Source organism: Helicobacter mesocricetorum (assembly GCF_900198605.1).
Classification (GTDB): Bacteria; Campylobacterota; Campylobacteria; order Campylobacterales; family Helicobacteraceae; genus Helicobacter_D; species Helicobacter_D mesocricetorum.
In genome coordinates this window covers 42,526-61,372 of record NZ_FZPJ01000028.1, presented here as the reverse complement: position 1 = coordinate 61,372, position 18,847 = coordinate 42,526, and the positions used below count along the sequence as shown (strand labels likewise).

The window sequence follows — 18,847 nt, the reverse complement described above, 5'->3', positions numbered from 1 at the left end:
ATGTATTGGGAATAACTATCTAAAGCTTTAATCTTAAGGGTATGGTAAAGTAGGATTGGAAAGGGAAAGGGAAAAAGAAAGAAAAGAAATGCAGTTTAGTATGTAAATTAGAATCTACTTTACAATACAAATTAGAGTCTAGTTTAGTATCTATTTCTAAAGTTTGAGTATGGATTGTGGATTCTAAAAGATTAGAATCAATTTTTACAGAAGATAGGCTTGGTGGAGTAGCTACAAGAGAAGGCATTATTGCCCCCCCCCCCCTAATATTTATTATATTGTTAGTTGGTTGCATTGGGACTCCTTTTTGTGTGAATTTGTTGTTTGGGATTATAGCATAAAATTTAGAGGAGTTTAAGGTGATAGTGGGCTAGAGGGATAAAAGAAAAAGGGTTGGTTTGGAGATAATAAAAGTTATTGGATTGTGTGGAGAGATGGCTTTGTTTAGAAGAAGTGGAGATAAAGCGTAGAAATATATAAAGTGAAGCCATATAAGGAAGGTGTGGAGTTGGGGTGCAAAAGATATGGGTTAATCTTGTAAAAAGAGCACCAAAGAATCACTTAAAAAATAATCTTTTGCATAGATTGTATTCCCTCTTTTTTCAACCTTGTTTTCTTCTAGGAGTATTTTTAGGTTTGTTTGATTGGTGATTTTTTTTGTCTCTACCCCAACACAAGAGCGGAATCCTAAAAATAGAGTTTCTAGCTCTATATCTTGTGGGCTTAAAATTTCTCTTTTTTCTTCTTTGTTTTCTTTGCAGGTTTGGATATAGGCTTTTAAGTCTTTTTGGGCGTAACTTCTTGTGTTGTTAATGCAACTAACCGCACCTGCACCAATACCTAAATAGGGCTTCCTCTCCCAATAACTAAGATTGTGTTTGGAGCGGTAGCCTTTAGAATAATTACTCACTTCGTATTGATAAAATCCATAAGATTCTAAATGCGACTTGATAAAATGTCCCATACTAGGGAATCCTTCAAACTCTCCTTCTCTCTCTTGTTTGTTTTGTAAAAAAAATCTACTTCCCTCATCGATACTTAATTGGTAAGCCGAGAGATGATTGATTGGCATTTGGGAGGCTTGTGCTAATTCTAACTCTAAAATTTCTTTTGTGCAAAATGGAGTGCCATAAATCAAATCCAAACTTACATTTTCTATCCCTGCTTTTTGGATTAAATCAAAGGCTTTAGGGATGCAGTCGCTTTGGTGAATCCTCTCTAGGAATTGTAGTTTTTTGGTAAAGAAGCTTTGCACACCCAAGCTTAGGCGATTAATGCCAAAATCCTTTAAATCCCTAAGCCATTGTAAGGTTAGAGAGTTGGGATTAGCTTCGGTATTAATCTCGGTATCTTTTGGGAGATAGGGTTGTAAGGTATCAAAAATGGGTTTATAAAAGTTAGAATTTATCACATTAGGAGTCCCCCCACCGATATAAACAGAGGAGAATTTAGAGATTTGCAAGGCTTGTATTTGGTGTAGCAAGTGTTTATGGAGTGCTTCCATATAAGGGATTTTGAGATGATTTTGATGGGTTGTGGAGTTAAAAGCACAATAGCCACATTTGCTATCACAAAAAGGAATGTGTAGATATAAAGCAACTTTCATAGCCTACCTTTAAAGCAATAAATGTATGCTAATGTGTTTTTGTTGAATCTCCCTTTATGGTTTAAGAGTTTAAGTAAATTTTGGTAATAATTTAAGAAACATTTGGGAGTTTAATTTGTTGTTTCGGGTGTGGTTTTGTCTTTTGTTGTGTTTAACAATCATAGAGGCTAAGAGTTTAAAAGAGCTTCTTTACCAATCCTCTCAAAACTCTCTTTTGGAAGCACAAGAATACCAAACAAAGGCTTTACAATCCCAAAAACAAGCTCTTTATGCAAGTTATTTGCCAAAGGTTGAGATAGGCTATGCTTATGCAGAGTTTAAAAATCCAGATATTTTCTACCCCAAAAACACTAATGGTGTCTATCTTGAGGGTTCTTGGTTGCTCTTTGATGGGTTAAAAAGAGAGGGAAAGTTTGCTGTAACTGATTATAAAATACAATCTTCTAAACTCCAAACACAAGCGATACAAGAGCAACTTCACCTTAAAATTATCCAAACTTATTTTCAAGCCTTAGCAATGGAATCTAAAATCAATGCCTTAAGGTATCAACAAAAGGAGCTAGAAGAGAGTATTGCTAAATACCAAATACTAGTTTCTTCAGAGCTTGCTTCCAAAGATACTTTAGAGGCTATCAAGGCACAATTTTCGCAAAATGCTTATCAATTAGAGAATGCCAATATTGCTTTGGAGGCTTATAAGGAGCGTTTAAGTCTTTTAAGCGGGGCAGAAGTTAATGATTTAAACCCTAATACCCAACTAAAGAGCATTGATTCTTATAAACAAAGTAGCGATACTTTTGCTTTGCAATCTAAGCTTTATGAAGTCAAAAGTATGGAGGCTACAACTTCGCAATATACTTATCTCCCAACGATTGTCTTTTCTAATCGTTATACTAGTTTTGATTATGGTAGTAGGAATATACCCACACTCCCCTTTTCTTTCTCCTTGCAAGAGCCTAAATACCAAAATGTTTTTAGGATTAATGTGTCGATGACTATTTTTGATACTCTTGCGACTTTTAGGCAAAGAGAAACCTCTAAGTTTTTAGCATTAGCGGCAAATTCTGAATATTTTTATCAAAGGGATTCCCAAAAAAGAGAGCAAATCATCGCCAAAAATGCCCTCAATAGTGCTAAAGAAAAAATAAAGTGGGCGAAGTCTAGTTTGGATTCTGCCAATATTGCTTATACTTATGCTAAAGAAAAGTTTAATGCAGAACTTATTGATTATACGCAATATCTCCAATCGCTTTCTTTATTATTAAATGCGCAATCTTTTTATGAGGAATCGCAATTTGAATATGAGGTTAAAAAGGCAGAATTTTTGTTTCATAATGGGGAGAGATTGAGTGATTATTTATAAGGTCTAGTATGCGGTATGCTTTTATGATTTTATGGTTTGGGCTTTTGCCTCTTGTTGGCAAAGAGGGTGTAGAGCGGGAGATTTATGTAACCTTTGTGGTGAGAGCTTCTCAAACTTCTACTTTAAGCCTTGCAAGTAGCGGGATTGTAGAATCCATTTTTGTAGAAGTTGGGGATAAGGTAGCGAAGGGGGATAAGCTTTTGCAACTTAAAACCAAAGAACTTTACCAGAAGCTACAAATTGCTAAGGCTACAATGGAGGCAATAGAGCAAAAATACCAATTTATCACGCATCAATATGAACGTTATCAAAAATCCCAAGTAGCATTGGATAAGAATACTTTAGAAAAGATTAAAACAGAGTATTACACAAGTGGTTTTGAACTCAAAAAAGCCCGAGCTAATTATGCTTTACAAAAGGAATTGCTAGATAATGCTACGCTTTATGCCCCCTTTAGTGGAGTGATTATTGCAAAAAATGTAGAAATTGGCGAGGTTATAGGGGGTTCTCCCTTATTAACTTTAGAGACTTTTGAAAAAAAGGCTATATTGGAGTTTGATTCAAGGTATTTTCAAGAAGTCAAGGTGGGGGATAGATTTATTATTTCGCTTAATGGAGAGAAGCAAGGAGTGCCTTTGGTGTTAAATAAAATCTATCCTAGCATTAATAGTAAGACTAAAAAAGCTATGGCAGAGGCTTTAATCGTGGATTTAGAGATTCCTTCAGGGACTTTTGGCGATGGATATATTATGGAGTAGGAATGTCTAAAATCGCTATTGCTAGACCTATTACTACTTTGATGTTTGTTTTGGCTTTGGTATTCTTTGGGGTGAATGCCTTAAGAAATATTAGTGTTTCGCTCTATCCTAATGTAGATGTCCCCATCATTACGATTACAACTTTTTATCCCGGGGCTAATCCAGCTATTATTGAGGGCAAGGTAACGGATAAGATTGAAGAGGCTATTAGTGGTATAGAATCGCTTAAGAAAATTACCTCTTTGAGTGCGGATAATGTGAGTATTGTCGTTGCGGAGTTTGAGCTAGAGAAGCCTATTGAAGTAGCAGCGAATGATGTGCGTGATAAGGTTTTTGGGCTAAGTTTTGGGAGTGAAGTAAAATCTCCTATCGTGGAGAAAGTTAATATTGGCTCTCCTATTATTTCTTTGTTTATTTCCCCTAAAGAGTCGCTTAGGAATATGCAAGAAACTTTAGCCTTTCATAATCATATTAATATAAATATCAAGCCTCTTTTGCAACGCATTAAGGGGGTTGGAAAAGTTAATCTTGTGGGATTTTTAGAGCGGGAGATTAGAATCTATCCTGATTTGGGTGCTTTAAATAAATATAATCTCTCTTTTGGCGATATTGCCCGTGGAGTTTCTGCGCAAAATATTGAGATTGATGGGGGGAGGCTTGTTGATAAGCAAAGAGAATGGAGGCTTTTAACAAAAGCCGATGCACAGAGTGTAGAGGAGCTAGGAGATATTGTTATTGCTAATAATATTAAGCTTAGGGATATTGCTAGGATTACAGATTTTACACAAGAGGCTAGAAGTTTTTCTTCACTTGGCATAAAAGGTGGTAGTTATCCCGGGATTTTATTAGAGATTCAAAAAATCACGGGAGCTAATGAGATAGAAATTGCTAAGGCAGTGCAAGAATTATTGCCCTTTTTGCAAGAGCTTAATGCAGAGTATTCTATAAGAATTGTGCGGGATACTACTAATTACATTCAAGATAGCATTAATGCTGTGGAATTTGATTTAATCTTGGGCGCATTTTTGGCTGTTTTTATTGTTTTTTTCTTTTTAAGGAATGAAAGAATTACTTTCATTTCAAGCCTTAGCATTCCTGCTTCAATTCTAGGAACTCTTGCTTGTATGCAGTTTTTTGGAATGACTTTAAATTTGGCTACGATGATTGCGCTTACTTTAGCCATTGGGATTATTATTGATGATGCTATTGTGGTTATTGAAAACATTTATAAAAAGTTAGAACTTGGGTTATCAAAGACAGAGGCAGCCTATCAGGGGGTAAAAGAAATTAGCTTTGCCTTGATTGCTATTTCTGCAATGCTCTTAGCGGTGTTTTTTCCTATTGCTAATATGAGTGGTGTAGTAGGAAGGTTTTTTACTTCTTTTAGTGTTACGCTAGTAGCGGCTATTCTTATTTCTTATTGTATTGTGATTACTTTTATCCCTATGCTTAGTGCTAGAATTGCTAATTCTAAAAGGAGTCTTTTTTATTACAAAAGCGAAAAATATTTTAAAGCTCTGGAATCTCTGTATGTGCGTCTTTTAAAATGGGTTTTAGCGCGATATATTTTTGTTATTTTTGTTATTTTTGGTCTTTTTTTGATTTCTTTGTTTTTAATTACAAGGCTTGGAGTAGAGTTTTTGCCTTCAGAAGATAAGGCGGAATTTGATATAAAAATTCTTGCAAAACCGGGAATTTCTATGGAGGAGATGCAAAGGCAAACTTTAGAGATTCAAGAGTTTTTAGAAAATATGGAAGAAGTCGAATATAGCCTTTTAAATATCGGCTTTACCGCAGAGAAAAAGGTCTATGAAGCAAAGATTTATGTGCGCTTACTGCCCTATAACAAAAGAGAGAGAACGCAAAAGCAAATCCTAGAATCGCTAAGGGATTCTTATAAAGCCTTTTCTGAAAAGTTTAATTTAGAGATTGCCTTGATTGAAATCCCTCAAATTAGCTTAGGAGAAGATGATTCACCCTTTCAAATGGCAATGTATTCTTTAGATGATGAAAAGCTTAAGGAGAGTTTAGAAAAGCTTTTGGAGTTTATGCGCTCTAGCGGAAAGTTTCGTGATATACATACGGATATTAAGGATAAAACACCCGAATATAAAATCTCTATTAATCGTGCAATAGCGAGTGAATATGGGTTTAGCGCAAAAGAAATAGCCCTTGCTTTTAATAGTGCTTTTAGCGGAACTCAAAGCATTTCTTATTATAGAGAAAATGGAAAGGAATATGCTATTGTTTTGCTTTCTCCGCAAAAAAATCAGATTTTAGATTTACAGACTTTGAGTTTGCGTAATGCTAGGGGTGAAAATGTATTTTTGAATGGTTTAGTGGAGATAGAAGAAACTAGCGGTGTTACTTCTATTAAGCATTATGATAGGCAAAGAAGTGTGATGGTTTATGCTAATTTAAGTGATAACATTAGTTTAGGGGAGGCAACAAAGGCTATTGAAGAGCAAAAGAAAGAGTGGTTGGGCAAGGGTGTAAATTATAAAATTGAAGGTTATGCCAAATATCTAAAAGAAACAAACTCTGCTTTTATTATCGCAAGTTTAACCGCTTTTATCCTCATTTATTTTATCTTAGCAGCTTTGTATGAATCTTTATTGCAACCTTTTATTGTTATGGTTACTTTGCCTCTAAGTTTTACGGGAGCGTTTTTGGCATTATTTTTAAGTCAAGAACCTTTAAGTCTTTTTAGCATTATGGGATTATTGCTTTTAATGGGATTGGTAGGGAAAAATGCGACTTTAATTATTGATGTGGCTAACCAAAAAAGGGCAGAAAAAATCGCATTAGAAGATTCTATTTTACAGGCGGGAGAATTGCGTTTGCGCCCTATTTTGATGACGACTTTTGCGATGATATTTGGAATGTTGCCCCTTGCTTTAGCAGCAGGAGCAGGAAGTGCGATAAAGTCTCCTATGGGAATTGCTATGATTGGTGGGCTATCCCTTTCTATGTTTTTAAGCTTACTTATTGTACCTGCATTTTATAAGCTTTTAGCACCCCTTGATGATAAAATGAGAAAATTTTATTAAAGAGTATTATTTTAGTTTAAGTTATAACTTATTGATATTTTTTATTAAGATATTTTTTACAAGAAAAGAAGTAATATTCCTGTCGATATTTAATTGAAAAAATAAGGAATTTTTATGTTCCCTATCAGCAAAAAGTTAAAACTTATTGGTAGTGTTCTTGGTATCTCTACTAATAAAACTTCTATTCTTTGTATTGATAATTTTTATAGTATTTCAACCTTTTTGCTAGAGAATAAAGTAATTGATAAATATTTACAGCTTTCAAAAAAGTTAGAACCCCTCCATCACTTTAGTAAAGCCGTTGCTATTTCTTATGAAACCTCTAGGATAGTCGTTGGTTTTGCTAAAAATAATGATGGCATTGTTTTAAAAGTAGGGAAAAATATTGCTCCCGTTACTTCTTTAACTTGGCAGAAATTACCAATTTCTAATATAGTCTTTTCTCCAAAAGATGGATATATTGCTGTTGGAGGAGAAGATGGAAGGGTATTGGTGTATTTTGGTGCGAATTGCCAATTACTTACTAGCTTCCCTCCTGTTTCTGATGGGACATCTTCCCTTAGTTTTAGTGATGATGAGATGCTATTATTTGCGGCTTCTTTTAACAAAAGTGCTTTTATTATTAATTTGTTAAAGAATGTGGAAATTGCTCATATAGATTTTGATTCTGTGATTGAAGATGCGGTATTTTATGATAATGATACGAAAATTTTCTGTATTACTAGGAATGGCAAGACTATTATTTATGATATTTTAAAAAAAGAAATTATTAATGAAAATTTCTTAGGCAAGTATTGGCTTACTATTGCTAGGAAGCTATCTAATGGGAAATTTGCTCTTGTGGGAGGAAAAGATAATATTTTACACATCGTGAGCCTTACTTCTAATACCTTAGTGGATAATGTTGTTTTAAAGCATACGGGTGTTACTTCTATGTTCGTTTCTGGCAATATCCTTTATGTGGGGTATAGTGATGGGGTGATTGAAATTGTTAATATAGATGAGGCAAAAGAAGAGATGTTAAAGGCATTAGAGGAGAATGACTTAAAAGCGGCTATTAAGATCATTCAAGAAAAAAATGTTTTTTTACAACTCTTAGAAGAATTTACCACAAAAGTTGAAACATTGTGGAAAGAGATTTTAGGACGAGCTATTGAATTGTTGGCTAAGGATAATATTGATGAAGCAACCAAACTTGTAGAACCTTTTATGTATGATAGAAAGAAAAGAGAGGAATTTGATTATTATTGGCAACAAAAGGAAAAGGTCGCAAAATTTATGGATAACATTGATGCAAAGAATTATGCGGGAGCTTATGTATTAGCGCAACAATATCCTTATATCAAAAACACGGTGGCTTATGAGGAGCTAGAAAGTCTGTGGGAGAAATGTTTTGCTGGAGCTAAGAAATTGCTTATTGCGGATCATAAATTAAACTTCCCTAAGGCTCAAGCTTTGCTAAAAATTTTTAGCAATGTTAAGCCCAAAAGAGACATTGTTGCGATGCTTTTAAATAATACGGATAAATTTTTAAAAGCTGAAGCAGAATATAAAGCAAGAAATTATGCAACCTATTTCAAGATTTGTGAAAAATTTATTTTTTTAAAAGAAACTTCTCTTTATAAAAATGCCTTGTATATAGGTGAGCAGATACTACAAAGAATTAATGCCTTAGAAAATCAAGCGAATTATAATAAGGCTTTAGAGCTTTGTGAATTACTTGCTTCTATGGTTCCATTTACAAATATTGCTAATGAAAAAATTAAAACGATTGAAAATAAAAATCATTTCACAGAGCTTTGCAAGGAAAGAAGACTCATAGAAGCTTTTGCTATGATAGAGGCTAATTATGAATTGTATTCTTTGCAAGAGTGTAAAAGTCTTTATAGTGATTTTAAAAGCGTTGCTAAAGTGGCTTTTGAATCTGCTGTTAATGGAGATGGAGAATCAGTGCTTCACACCTTAAGTGATTATCTTGGTATTGAGACTTTTCGCGATAAAATTGCTTCATTAATGAAGATAGCGTATTTAGCAGAGTTTAAATTACATGCTCCTAGTGATGAGAAAGAGGGACCAAATATTGATTGGAGGGAAACTTTTAGGCATTATATTCAACGTTATGGTAAAGATGAGGAGTTAAAGCAAGTGGCTGAAAGTTTGGGGCTTACAGATGTGCTTGAGAGTATCTCCGATGATGGAAACCCAAAGGGTTATTTAACGGTAATAGTTGCGATTTCTTTGCTTAGTATTGATAATACACCTTTGCAATCTTATGAGGAACAATATAGGATGAGTGAATAATGCAAACTTTTAATCGTTACCCTACTAGAGAAATACAAGTTGGAGGGGTTAAAATAGGTGGAGATTCGCCTATTTCTGTGCAAAGTATGACTTACTCTAAGACTGCTGATATAAAAGCGACTAAAGAGCAGATAGATCGCTTAATGTTTGCGGGTTGCGATATTGTTCGGGTGGCAGTGAGTGATGAAGAAGACGCTAAAGCCTTAAAGGAATTAAGGGCTTGTATTTCTCTTCCTTTAGTTGCCGATATTCATTTTCGTTATAAATTTGCGCTTATTGCCGCAGAGAGTGTAGATTGCATTCGTATAAATCCCGGAAATATTGGTTCAAAAGATAGAATAAAAGCGGTTGTGGATGCTTGTAGAGAGCGGGATATACCTATTAGAATAGGGGTAAATGCTGGGAGTTTGGAGAAAGTTTTTGAGAATAAATATGGCGCTACTCCTAAGGGAATGGTGGAATCTGCGCTTTATAATATTAAGCTTTTAGAGGATTTTGGTTTTAATAACCTTAAGGTTTCCCTTAAAGCAAGTGATGTAGAAAGAACCTTAGAGGCTTATAGAATGCTTCGTCCTCTTGTGGAGTATCCTTTTCATTTGGGGGTTACAGAGGCGGGAGATTTAGAATCTTCTATGATAAAAAGCTCTATGGCTCTTGGAGGTCTTTTGTTGGAGGGTATTGGTGATACGATGAGGGTTTCTATTACTGGAGAGTTAGAAAAAGAAGTTGAGGTAGCGCGTTCTATTTTGCGTTATAGTGGCAGACAAAAAGAGGGTATTACTTATATTTCTTGCCCAACTTGTGGGAGATTGCAAGCGGATTTAGTGCCTTTGCTTCAAGAGATTAAACAAAGAATGCCAATCATAAAAACACCTATGCAACTTTCTATTATGGGTTGTGCCGTGAATGCTTTAGGGGAGGCTAAACACGCTGATGTAGCTATTGCTTTTGGCAGTGGAGATGGGTTGATTATCAAAAGGGGTGAGATTGTTGGAAAATATAAAGAATCCGAGCTTATTGATGTTTTTATTCAAGAAGTTTTAGCAACAGAAAAGGAGTTAAAAAAGCTAGAGGCTTGAATTTATTGTTGTCTAATCGCTAATTTTAGGATTCTTCTATCCTTAGAGTTTCTGTAGTAATTGCTAAATGTTCGTTATAATTGTTTTTACTAAGTTTTAAAGGAAAATAGGGAGCAAAAATGCTTGAAGATTTAAAGCCTCATATACAAGATTTGCGTAAATGTCTTATTAATATCACCATTGCTTTAATTTTGACTTTTGGCGTTTCCTTTTATTTTTGGGAAATTATTTTAGAATGGATGATAGCCCCTCTTAGTGCATCACTTCCTAATGGACAAGAAAGTGTTATTTTCACGCAAGTAGGAGAAGCTTTTTTTACGGCTATAAAGGTGGCTTTTTTTAGTGGTTTTATTTTTGCTTTACCGGTTATCTTTTATCAAATTTGGGCATTTGTAGCACCGGGTCTTTATGAAAATGAGAAAAAAATGGTAGCCCCTTTTGTTGTCTTTGGGACTTTTTTCTTTTTATGTGGTTGTGCGTTTGCTTATTATGTCGCTTTTCCCATTGGGTTTGCTTATTTGATTAACTTTGGGACGCAGCTTTTTACAGCATTGCCTAGTATTGGGGAGTATGTGAGCTTTTTTGCTAAGCTTATGATGGGCTTTGGAATCTCTTTTGAGCTTCCTATCATAACTTTCTTTTTGGCAAAAATTGGACTAGTTACTGATAGAACCTTAAAGGAGTATTTTAAGTATGCCATTGTTTTTATCTTTGTTTTAGCGGCGATTCTAACGCCTCCTGATATACTCTCCCAATTTTTAATGGCGGTTCCTCTAACTTTACTTTATGGGTTATCTATATTGATTGCAAAAATTATTAATCCTTATAAGGAAACTCAAGAATAAGGTTAATGTAATGGATGTGTTATCTTTGCAAAGTTATGATTATACATTGCCCAAAGAGCTTATCGCTAAATATCCTGCAATTCCTAAAGAAAGTGCTAGGCTTTTGGTTTATAACCGCAGAGATAAAAGCATTATTCATAGCGATTTTTGGAATTTTGCTAGTTTTTTACCTAAGGATACACTCTTAGTTTTTAATGATACAAAAGTCATTCCTGCTAGATTCTATGGAAGAAAGATACTAAAAGATTCTAAAATGGGCAAGGGAGCAAAGATTGAAGCCCTCTTTCATAAGGAGTTAGAATATTCTTATTTATTGCAATGCAAGGGAAGACTTAAAGAGGGGGCAAGGATTGCTTTTGCAGGAGGCATTGTAGCAGAGATTATAAAAGATAGGGGAATGGGGTTTAAAGAGGTGAAGTTTTTTGAAGTGATAGATAATGTTTTTAACCCTTTAACAAAAGAAAAGTTTTTTGCCTTTTTAGAGCAGTATGGGGTTATTCCTCTGCCTCCTTATATCAAAAGAGAAACCAAAGAGCAAGATAGGGAGGACTATAATGCGGTTTTTGCTAGACATTTGGGAGCTATTGCAGCTCCAACGGCTTCTTTGCATTTTAGCCAAGAATCTTTTGAGGCTTTAACCCAAACATTTAACTATGCTTATGTAACCTTGCACATAGGGGCTGGAACTTTTATGGGTGTGAGTGTTGATAATATTTTAGAGCATAAAATCCATAAAGAATCTTTTTATCTCTCTCAAGAAAGTCAGCAAAAAATCTCTAAGGCTACCCATATTACAGCTATTGGCACGACTGCTACAAGGGTTGTAGAATATTTCGCTAGAACAGGATATATGTGTGGCGAATGTGATTTATTTTTGCACTTACTTAATAAGCCTATTTTAACCCAAGCAATTCTAACCAACTTTCATTTGCCTAAAACCACCCTTTTGATGCTTGTGGCTTCTTTTGTGGGCTTAGAAGAGATGCAGAGGATTTACAAAGAGGCTATTAAAAAGCAGTATCGCTTCTATTCTTATGGAGATGGAATGTTAATCTTATGAGCTTGGAATTATCTTTAGAGATGTTACAAAAGTTAGAATCTTATAGGGAGTTTTTGCATAAATGGAATAAGATTCATAATTTAAGTGGGGCTAAGGATTCTAAGGAGATTTTAAAAAATATAGAAGATTCTTTGTATCCTTTAAGCCTACAAGCACTCAATTTACAAGAAAAAAAAATACTTTTTGATGTAGGAAGTGGAAATGGCTTTCCTGCAGTTCCTCTTGGAATTGCCCTGCAAATTCCTGTGGTTTTGTGTGAGCCTAATGCCAAAAAGGCTGCCTTTTTACAAAATTTAAAAGCGCAATTAGCCTTAGAGAATTTTGAAGTTTTGCGTCAAAGGGTAGAGAGTGTTAAGTATCATAAAAAAATAGACTTCATAACTTCTAGGGCGACCTTTGAGCTTCCTTCCTTTTTAAAAAAGGTGAGGCATTTAATGCATAAGGAGACTTTGGTATTGCTTTATAAGGGAAGTAGTGTCCAAAGTGAAATGATTGCGTCTTTGGAAGTTCAACAATACAAAAGAGGTTTAAGGCATTATCTTGTATTTAAAGGAGAGGCATTATGCAATGGTTAATAGTCATAGTTTTAATTATGGGTGTTTATTATTTTTTTATCCGAAAATCTCCTAGAAAAGAAACACCAAAAAAGCAAGAAGAAATTATGATTGAGTGCGAAAAATGTGGGATTTATGTTTCTAACAAAGAAGCTATTATTCAAGATGGTAAATATTACTGCTCCAAAGAATGTTGCAAAGGAAAATAATGTTAATTTTAAACCATTTTCTTATTAAGCCCTTAGAGATTGTTTTAATAGAGAGTAAAGAGGATATTCAAAATTCTCTACCCACAGATTTTTTGGTATTGGAAGAAAATTTAGAGTTGGCAAAATTTTGTTTGGAATCTGGTGTGGAATATGCTTCTATAATAACTGATATTACAAAGGCTTTGTTATTAGTCAATTTAGGGGTAAAGTTTTTAATGGCTAGGGATTTAGAGATGGCAAAAGATTTGCAGCATTTAGCAGAAACTTATCTCTTTGATTCCAAAATTTTGCTAGTCATTACCAAAGATGAGGAGATAAAAGAGGCTGCAAAACAAGGTATTGATGGAGTAATTTTTTGGAAGCTTTAGAGAGTTTTTATCCTTTTTGCTCTCTATCTAAGGAAGAGATTCTAGCCTTAAAGGAGATTGTGTGGCTTAAAAAATACCAAAAAGGAGAATTGATTGTTTATGAAGAGGAGAAAATCTCCTCTCTTTATTTTTTATTGCAAGGTGAGGTTAAGCTTTATAAGGTTAATCGTTTTGATGGGGAGGTTTTTTTAGGGTTTTTAAAGCAAGGATTTTTGATTGATTATAAGCAAGGTTTTGATGCAAAATCCTTTGCTAATGCAGAATGCAAAACATCCTCTCTTGTTGCTTGTTTTGATGCGGAAAAATTTAATCTTCTTTTAGAGGCTTATCCAAAAATCTTACAAGTTTTCTTCAAGGAATTATTAAAAAAGATGGCTTTATATGAAGAGCTTATTCAAAGGGAATTAGTCTTTGATAGCACAGCTAAAATCGCCTATGTGTTAAAGTTTCATTTAAGAGATTTTAATATCCACAAAAAGAATGAAAATGCAGCTTTTTTAAATATCCAGCCAGAAACCCTCTCGCGAATCCTTAAAAAACTTCATCGTGAAGGAATTATAAGAACCAATAAAATAGGGAAAATTGAAGTCTTAGATGAGGATAAACTCCAAATGATTTTTAAACAGGATGCAAAATGACAAAAATTACGACGCGCCTTATTGTAATTGGCATACTTACTGCAGTTTTTGTGGGCGTTATGATTGTTTCTGTTGTATTTATTAATCAAAGAAGTCTTAATGATGGTTATTTGATTAACATAGCCGGACAAGAGAGAATGCTTACGCAAAAAATTGCCAAAGAAGTGTTTATGATAAACTCCCAAAATAGCAATGACTTTACGCATTTAAATGTTGCTTTAAAGGAATTTGAAGCTAATCTTAATATTTTGCGCTTTGGCGATAAAGAGAAGAATCTTAAACCCCCAAACAGAGCCATTATAAGCCGACAATTGGATTCTATTTTTGCTAAATGGGTGCATTTTAGAAGCTCCATAGAGGACTTTAAAACCTTATCAAATGAGCTTTATGATAATAAACATTTTTTAGAGGCTAATTATTCAAAAATATTGAAATTATCAGATGATATTGTTAAAGAAATGGTGCAAACTAAAGTATCTCCGGTGCTTATAGATGTTGCTGGTAATCAAAGAATGCTTATTCAAAGAATGGCTTACTTTTTAATACATTATGCTAATTGGTGGGATCTTGTATCTTATGATGAGTTTAAAGAAAGTTATCAGAAATATGACCACACATTAGTGGAGTTTTATCATAATCTAGCTTTTAAGCAATCTCCTAAGCTTTTTCAAAACATTAAAGAGACTTATGAGTTCTGGCAAATTTATAAGCAGCATATACAGGAGATTTTAGCCAAACAAGAAAAGATTGTAGAAGACTTAAAAAGCATTGCAGATAATAACACAGAGATTTTAAATGAGTTGGATTGGGTGGTGAATTTATATGCCGATATTTCTATACATTCTCGCTCTTACTTAGAAAAGTTTCAATATGTGGCAGCTTTTATTTTATGCTTTTTAGCCCTATATGCTATAAAAAATGTTTTAAGTATTAATACCCAACTGAAAAAATTTGTTAGAAAAACACAGATTCTAGCTCAAGCTGAAGCCCAAGAAAATTTGGCAACTATGATTGAATTAGAGGGTGAGAGCGAATTGTCTTTAGCGTCTCAAAACCTTTCAAAGTTTTTGCATAAAATTGATATTACCAAAGAAACTTCCAAACGCGCAAGGGAGTTAAGTGAGGCTATTAGTGAAGAAGTGGCGAACATTAGTGAAGAGATTTTAGCAAAATTAGAAATGACAGCTTTAAGTGAAGCTAAGAAAAAAAGCATCCTAAAAGCTATTAATTTAAGTGAAGATATTGCTACTCAATCTAGTGAGCAACTGATTGTAGCTGCACGATTATTGGAGAAACTGCATAAGATTTTAAAAGAAATTAAACTTGTAGAGAAGTTTTAGCTCTAACGATTCATTAATGTTAAGAGGCTTTCTTTGGGGTTTTTTCCTTGTATGATTAAAACAACTTCTTTGGCGATAGGCACATAAATATTGTGTTTTTGGGCTAAGGAATAAATCTCTTTAGCAGTGTGGATACCCTCTGCTGTCTCTTGAATTTCCTCCAAGATGGTTTCTAAAGATTTACCTTGCGATAGTCCAAGACCTACACGAAAGTTTCTTGATAATGTAGAATTGGAGGTTAGAAATAAATCTCCAGCACCTGATAATCCTAAGAAAGTTTCTTCTTTAGCTCCAAAGAATTGCCCAAAGCGAGACATTTCTATCAATCCTCTAGCTATTAATGAAGCCTTTGCGTTATTACCAAGCTTTAAGCCTTCACAAATCCCGCTAGCAATAGCAATAACATTTTTATAAGCTCCAGAAATCTCTCCACCAATTACATCATCATTAACATAAGGTTTGATAAAGTGTGGGAATAAAGGTAGCCATTCTTCTGCGTATTCTAATTTGTGGGAGTGGATATTAAGCGCACAGGGTAAGCCATTTAACACTTCTTTGGCAAAACTAGGTCCTGCTAAAAAACTTCGTTTTGCTTGTTTGTAAAACTTTTCAAAAATATTACTCACAAATAGCCCATTGGTGATACCCTTGGATGCGACTAAAATTTTAGAATCTTTGGGTAGAGGAGAGGTGCTAAGCCAAGAGGGAAGAGCATTAGAGGATATTGCAATGATAAAAAAATCACTTTTTTGTGCCTCCTCTTGGGTGATTTGGTAGGGGAGATTAAGGTTTCTTCTTGAAATGATAAAGGTTTCATTTGTGTGCCTAAAAGCAGAAGCTAAAGCTCTCCCCCAAGCACCACCTCCAAATACACTAATTGTCGCCATAATTGTCCTTATTGCTTTTATAGAAGAATTTTAATAAAAATATATTAAAATCCTTCTTCATTGTGATTTTGTTAAAAAGAACGGAAATGGCATTAGAAAATATCAGAGAAAAGCTAAATAGACTTAATCTCTCTCCCTCTTTTGGCGTGATTATCAAAGTCGAGCAAGGATTCTTATTAGCTAATGGATTGTCCCCTAGTATCGGCGATATTGTCAAGATTGTGAATGAATATAGCTCTACCATAGGAATGGTAACAGCTTTAGAAGAGAATAGTTTTAAAGTAACGCCCTTTTCTTTTGTTGAGGGGACTAGAGTTGGAGATAAGGTTTATCTTAATACAAAAGGATTGCAGATTCCTGTTGGAAATGAGCTTTTAGGGCGAGTGATTAATCCTCTAGGAGAACCTATTGATGGCAAAGGAGAATTAAGGGTAGAAGGCTCTATGCCTATTATTCGTCCGCCTATTGCTGCGATGAAAAGAGGAATGATTGATGAGGTGTTTAGTGTAGGGGTTAAAAGTATTGATGGGCTTTTGACTTGTGGAAAGGGGCAGAAGCTTGGAATATTCGCTGGAAGTGGGGTTGGAAAATCTACTTTAATGGGAATGATAGTAAGGGGTGCAAGTGCTAAGATTAAAGTGATTGCTTTAATTGGTGAGAGAGGAAGAGAAGTTCCAGAGTTTGTAGAGAAGAATTTAGGGGGAGATTTAACGAATACCATTTTGGTAGTAGCTACAAGTGATGATTCTCCTTTGATGCGTAAATATGGTGCATTTGCCGCAATGAGTGTTGCAGAGTATTTTAAGAATAAGGGCGAAGATGTGCTTTTTATGATGGATTCTGTAACGCGCTTTGCTATGGCACAAAGAGAGATTGGATTATCCTTAGGTGAGCCACCTACTAGTAAGGGTTATCCGCCCTCTGTTTTAACATTATTGCCACAACTTATGGAGAGGGCAGGGAAAGAAAATAATCAAGGCTCTATTACGGCTTATTTCACGGTTTTAGTAGAGGGTGATGATATGAGCGATCCTATTGCTGATCAAAGTCGTAGTATTTTAGATGGGCATATCATTTTAGATAGGGGTTTGACAGATTTTGGTATTTATCCACCTATTAATATTTTAAATTCTGCTTCAAGGTTGATGAATGATATTGTAACGCAAGAACATATACAAGCAGCAAGGAAGTTTAGGAGGCTTTATTCTTTATTAAAAGAAAATGAGGTTTTAATCCGCATTGGTGCTTACCAAATGGGGAGTGATAAAGAATTAGATGAAGCTATTAGCAAAAAAGAGGGAATGGAGAATTATTTAAAGCAAGATTATAATGAAGCACTTGGCTATGAGGCAAGTATCAATGAGCTGATTGCACTTATGCAGTGATTAAATTGATAAGGGAATAAAGAGCTGTGGTATATTAGAGAATTTAATGCTTAGGCTCTCCGCATCGGTTAGGGATGACCAAATAGATTTTTTGGTATTTTTAAGAGGGAGGATTTGTAGAATCTGCTTTTCTCTATTAAGCCAAAATATTGGATTTATCGTATTAGAGCGTAAAATTTCTATTTTTTTATTAAAGATTTTTGCAGTGTGTTCATAATAGTTGATGGCTTCTTTGTGGTAGTTTCCATCTGGGTCAAAATCATAAAGTTTTATTTGTAAGCCTATTTGTGTCGAAAAATCAAAAACCACAGGAGAGATTTTTTCTGCTTCTTCTGTATTTTTAGGGATAATAACCACACTAGCTTTAAGGGTATCTAAAGCCATATTGCTAAGTTTAAGCAGGGGAATTCCTAGATTAAAGAGAAAGGTTTGGTGCTTTTTTAAAAGGGAATTTTCTAATAAAATCAATCCGATATTTTTTGTCTTTCTGTCTTTTTGGATGATTTTTATAAGTGATGTTTCATAAAATTCTACTCCCCAAGTAATATTGTCTTTATTTAAGGCGGGATTGTCTTTTAAATATTGGAGATTTTCAAAAGAGTTCGCATTAAAAAAACACAAATGTAGTCGCTTATTTTTAAAATTCTTAAAAAGCCATAAGGTTTGTTGAATACAAGAATCTAAGCATTGGCAATGGAGCATATCAATATATAAAACAATATCTCGCCCAAAAGGTGTGGGGAATTGCCCTACCTCTTCTTTGATTCGGTGGTAAATATCCCAAAGTGTTGTTGGTTCGCCCACTAAAAGCAAAGAATCATTAGGGAGTATGGTTGTAGAATATTTAGGCAAGATTAGCTCATTGGAGCGATAAATTGCGGCAATTTTCCATTTTTTTTGCTTGATGATACCAAAAGGGCGGTAAGCATAGGGGCTACCAAAGGGGACATTAACTTGCACAATCTCCCCTTTTTCTAATCCGATATTCTTTGCAATCCTAGGTGTATTGGGGAAACTTTCAAAGAGTTTTGCGCTTAAAAAGGTAGCTTCATTAATCATTGTGAGATGATTATCCTCTTCTTCTAAAGGGATTTTACCTAAGAGATTAATTTGGATATTTTTGCTAAATCTGCGAATAATCGTGTAGATGATAGCTCTTTCTTTGATTTGATCTGTAATGATGTAGCAATCCGTGATTTGGGGGGTTAGAATCTCTTTTAATCGGTGCGAAGAGCAGGGGTCAAATTGGTAAGATTCGTTATATTTTGAGTGAGTAGGCAAAAGATCCTTGTCCAAAGAAACAAAGATATACGAGTTTTTATCAAAATGCTTATGTGTAAGAGTAGCTACAAATTCTTTTGCTACAATTCCATCTAAGATTAAAAGCACTTTTCTCATTAGTTT

Annotated in this window: 17 protein-coding genes; 13 read left to right on the top strand and 4 right to left on the bottom strand. The window is 34.4% G+C overall.

What is annotated here, in order from left to right:
- Positions 1–19: 19 nt before the first annotated feature.
- Positions 20–295, bottom strand: coding sequence for a hypothetical protein (locus C6H18_RS06770; RefSeq protein WP_104722355.1), 276 nt, complete (start codon positions 293–295; stop codon positions 20–22).
- Positions 296–529: 234 nt separating this feature from the next.
- On the bottom strand, positions 530–1,606 hold the full coding sequence (gene hemW, locus C6H18_RS06765; protein ID WP_104722354.1) for a radical SAM family heme chaperone HemW: 1,077 nt from the start codon (positions 1,604–1,606) through the stop codon (positions 530–532).
- A 115-nt stretch (positions 1,607–1,721) separates the two neighbouring features.
- Here hemW and C6H18_RS06760 point away from each other — a divergent pair, with 115 nt between their 5' ends.
- From C6H18_RS06760 to C6H18_RS06705, 12 genes are all read left to right on the top strand, one after another.
- Positions 1,722–2,969 carry a TolC family protein gene (locus C6H18_RS06760; RefSeq protein WP_104722353.1) on the top strand — a complete coding sequence of 416 codons (1,248 nt, stop codon included), beginning with the start codon at positions 1,722–1,724 and terminating at the stop codon, positions 2,967–2,969.
- Positions 2,970–2,977: 8 nt separating this feature from the next.
- The gene (locus tag C6H18_RS06755; RefSeq protein WP_104722352.1) at positions 2,978–3,727 is read left to right on the top strand and encodes an efflux RND transporter periplasmic adaptor subunit; all 750 of its coding nucleotides are present in this window, start codon (positions 2,978–2,980) and stop codon (positions 3,725–3,727) included.
- Between the two features lie 2 nt (positions 3,728–3,729).
- The gene (locus C6H18_RS06750; RefSeq protein WP_104722351.1) at positions 3,730–6,777 is read left to right on the top strand and encodes an efflux RND transporter permease subunit; all 3,048 of its coding nucleotides are present in this window, start codon (positions 3,730–3,732) and stop codon (positions 6,775–6,777) included.
- A 114-nt stretch (positions 6,778–6,891) separates the two neighbouring features.
- A complete protein-coding gene (locus tag C6H18_RS06745; RefSeq protein ID WP_104722350.1) occupies positions 6,892–9,078 on the top strand; it encodes a WD40 repeat domain-containing protein in 2,187 nt (728 codons plus the stop codon).
- Positions 9,078–10,157, top strand: a complete 1,080-nt coding sequence (ispG, locus tag C6H18_RS06740) for a flavodoxin-dependent (E)-4-hydroxy-3-methylbut-2-enyl-diphosphate synthase (protein WP_104722349.1) — start codon at positions 9,078–9,080, stop codon at positions 10,155–10,157. The genes C6H18_RS06745 and ispG overlap by 1 nt, the downstream gene beginning before the upstream one ends.
- Positions 10,158–10,276: 119 nt before the next feature.
- Entirely contained in the window at positions 10,277–11,002 is a 726-nt protein-coding gene (gene tatC / locus C6H18_RS06735; protein ID WP_104722348.1) for a twin-arginine translocase subunit TatC, read from the top strand.
- Between the two features lie 10 nt (positions 11,003–11,012).
- On the top strand, positions 11,013–12,062 hold the full coding sequence (gene queA, locus C6H18_RS06730) for a tRNA preQ1(34) S-adenosylmethionine ribosyltransferase-isomerase QueA (protein ID WP_104722347.1): 1,050 nt from the start codon (positions 11,013–11,015) through the stop codon (positions 12,060–12,062).
- Positions 12,059–12,637 carry a 16S rRNA (guanine(527)-N(7))-methyltransferase RsmG gene (rsmG, locus tag C6H18_RS06725; RefSeq protein WP_104722346.1) on the top strand — a complete coding sequence of 193 codons (579 nt, stop codon included), beginning with the start codon at positions 12,059–12,061 and terminating at the stop codon, positions 12,635–12,637. The genes queA and rsmG overlap by 4 nt, the downstream gene beginning before the upstream one ends.
- A complete protein-coding gene (locus tag C6H18_RS06720; RefSeq protein ID WP_199770156.1) occupies positions 12,625–12,825 on the top strand; it encodes a PP0621 family protein in 201 nt (66 codons plus the stop codon). Before rsmG ends, C6H18_RS06720 begins: the two co-directional genes overlap by 13 nt.
- A complete protein-coding gene (locus C6H18_RS06715) occupies positions 12,825–13,193 on the top strand; it encodes a hypothetical protein (RefSeq protein WP_104722344.1) in 369 nt (122 codons plus the stop codon). The genes C6H18_RS06720 and C6H18_RS06715 overlap by 1 nt, the downstream gene beginning before the upstream one ends.
- Positions 13,181–13,831 (top strand): Crp/Fnr family transcriptional regulator, encoded by a 651-nt coding sequence (locus C6H18_RS06710; protein ID WP_104722343.1) that lies wholly within the window; start codon positions 13,181–13,183, stop codon positions 13,829–13,831. The genes C6H18_RS06715 and C6H18_RS06710 overlap by 13 nt, the downstream gene beginning before the upstream one ends.
- Entirely contained in the window at positions 13,828–15,171 is a 1,344-nt protein-coding gene (locus C6H18_RS06705; RefSeq protein WP_104722342.1) for a type IV pili methyl-accepting chemotaxis transducer N-terminal domain-containing protein, read from the top strand. The genes C6H18_RS06710 and C6H18_RS06705 overlap by 4 nt, the downstream gene beginning before the upstream one ends.
- A 2-nt stretch (positions 15,172–15,173) precedes the next feature.
- On the opposite strand, the gene C6H18_RS06700 is transcribed toward C6H18_RS06705, so the two are convergent.
- Positions 15,174–16,058, bottom strand: coding sequence for an NAD(P)H-dependent glycerol-3-phosphate dehydrogenase (locus C6H18_RS06700; RefSeq protein ID WP_104722341.1), 885 nt, complete (start codon positions 16,056–16,058; stop codon positions 15,174–15,176).
- A gap of 86 nt (positions 16,059–16,144) precedes the next feature.
- Between C6H18_RS06700 and fliI the strand changes: the two genes are divergently transcribed.
- Positions 16,145–17,443 (top strand): flagellar protein export ATPase FliI, encoded by a 1,299-nt coding sequence (gene fliI / locus C6H18_RS06695; protein WP_104722340.1) that lies wholly within the window; start codon positions 16,145–16,147, stop codon positions 17,441–17,443.
- Here fliI and C6H18_RS06690 read toward each other — a convergent pair whose 3' ends face one another.
- Positions 17,444–18,841: a hypothetical protein gene (locus C6H18_RS06690; protein WP_104722339.1), complete on the bottom strand. Its 1,398-nt coding sequence runs from the start codon at positions 18,839–18,841 to the stop codon at positions 17,444–17,446.
- Positions 18,842–18,847 lie beyond the last annotated feature (6 nt).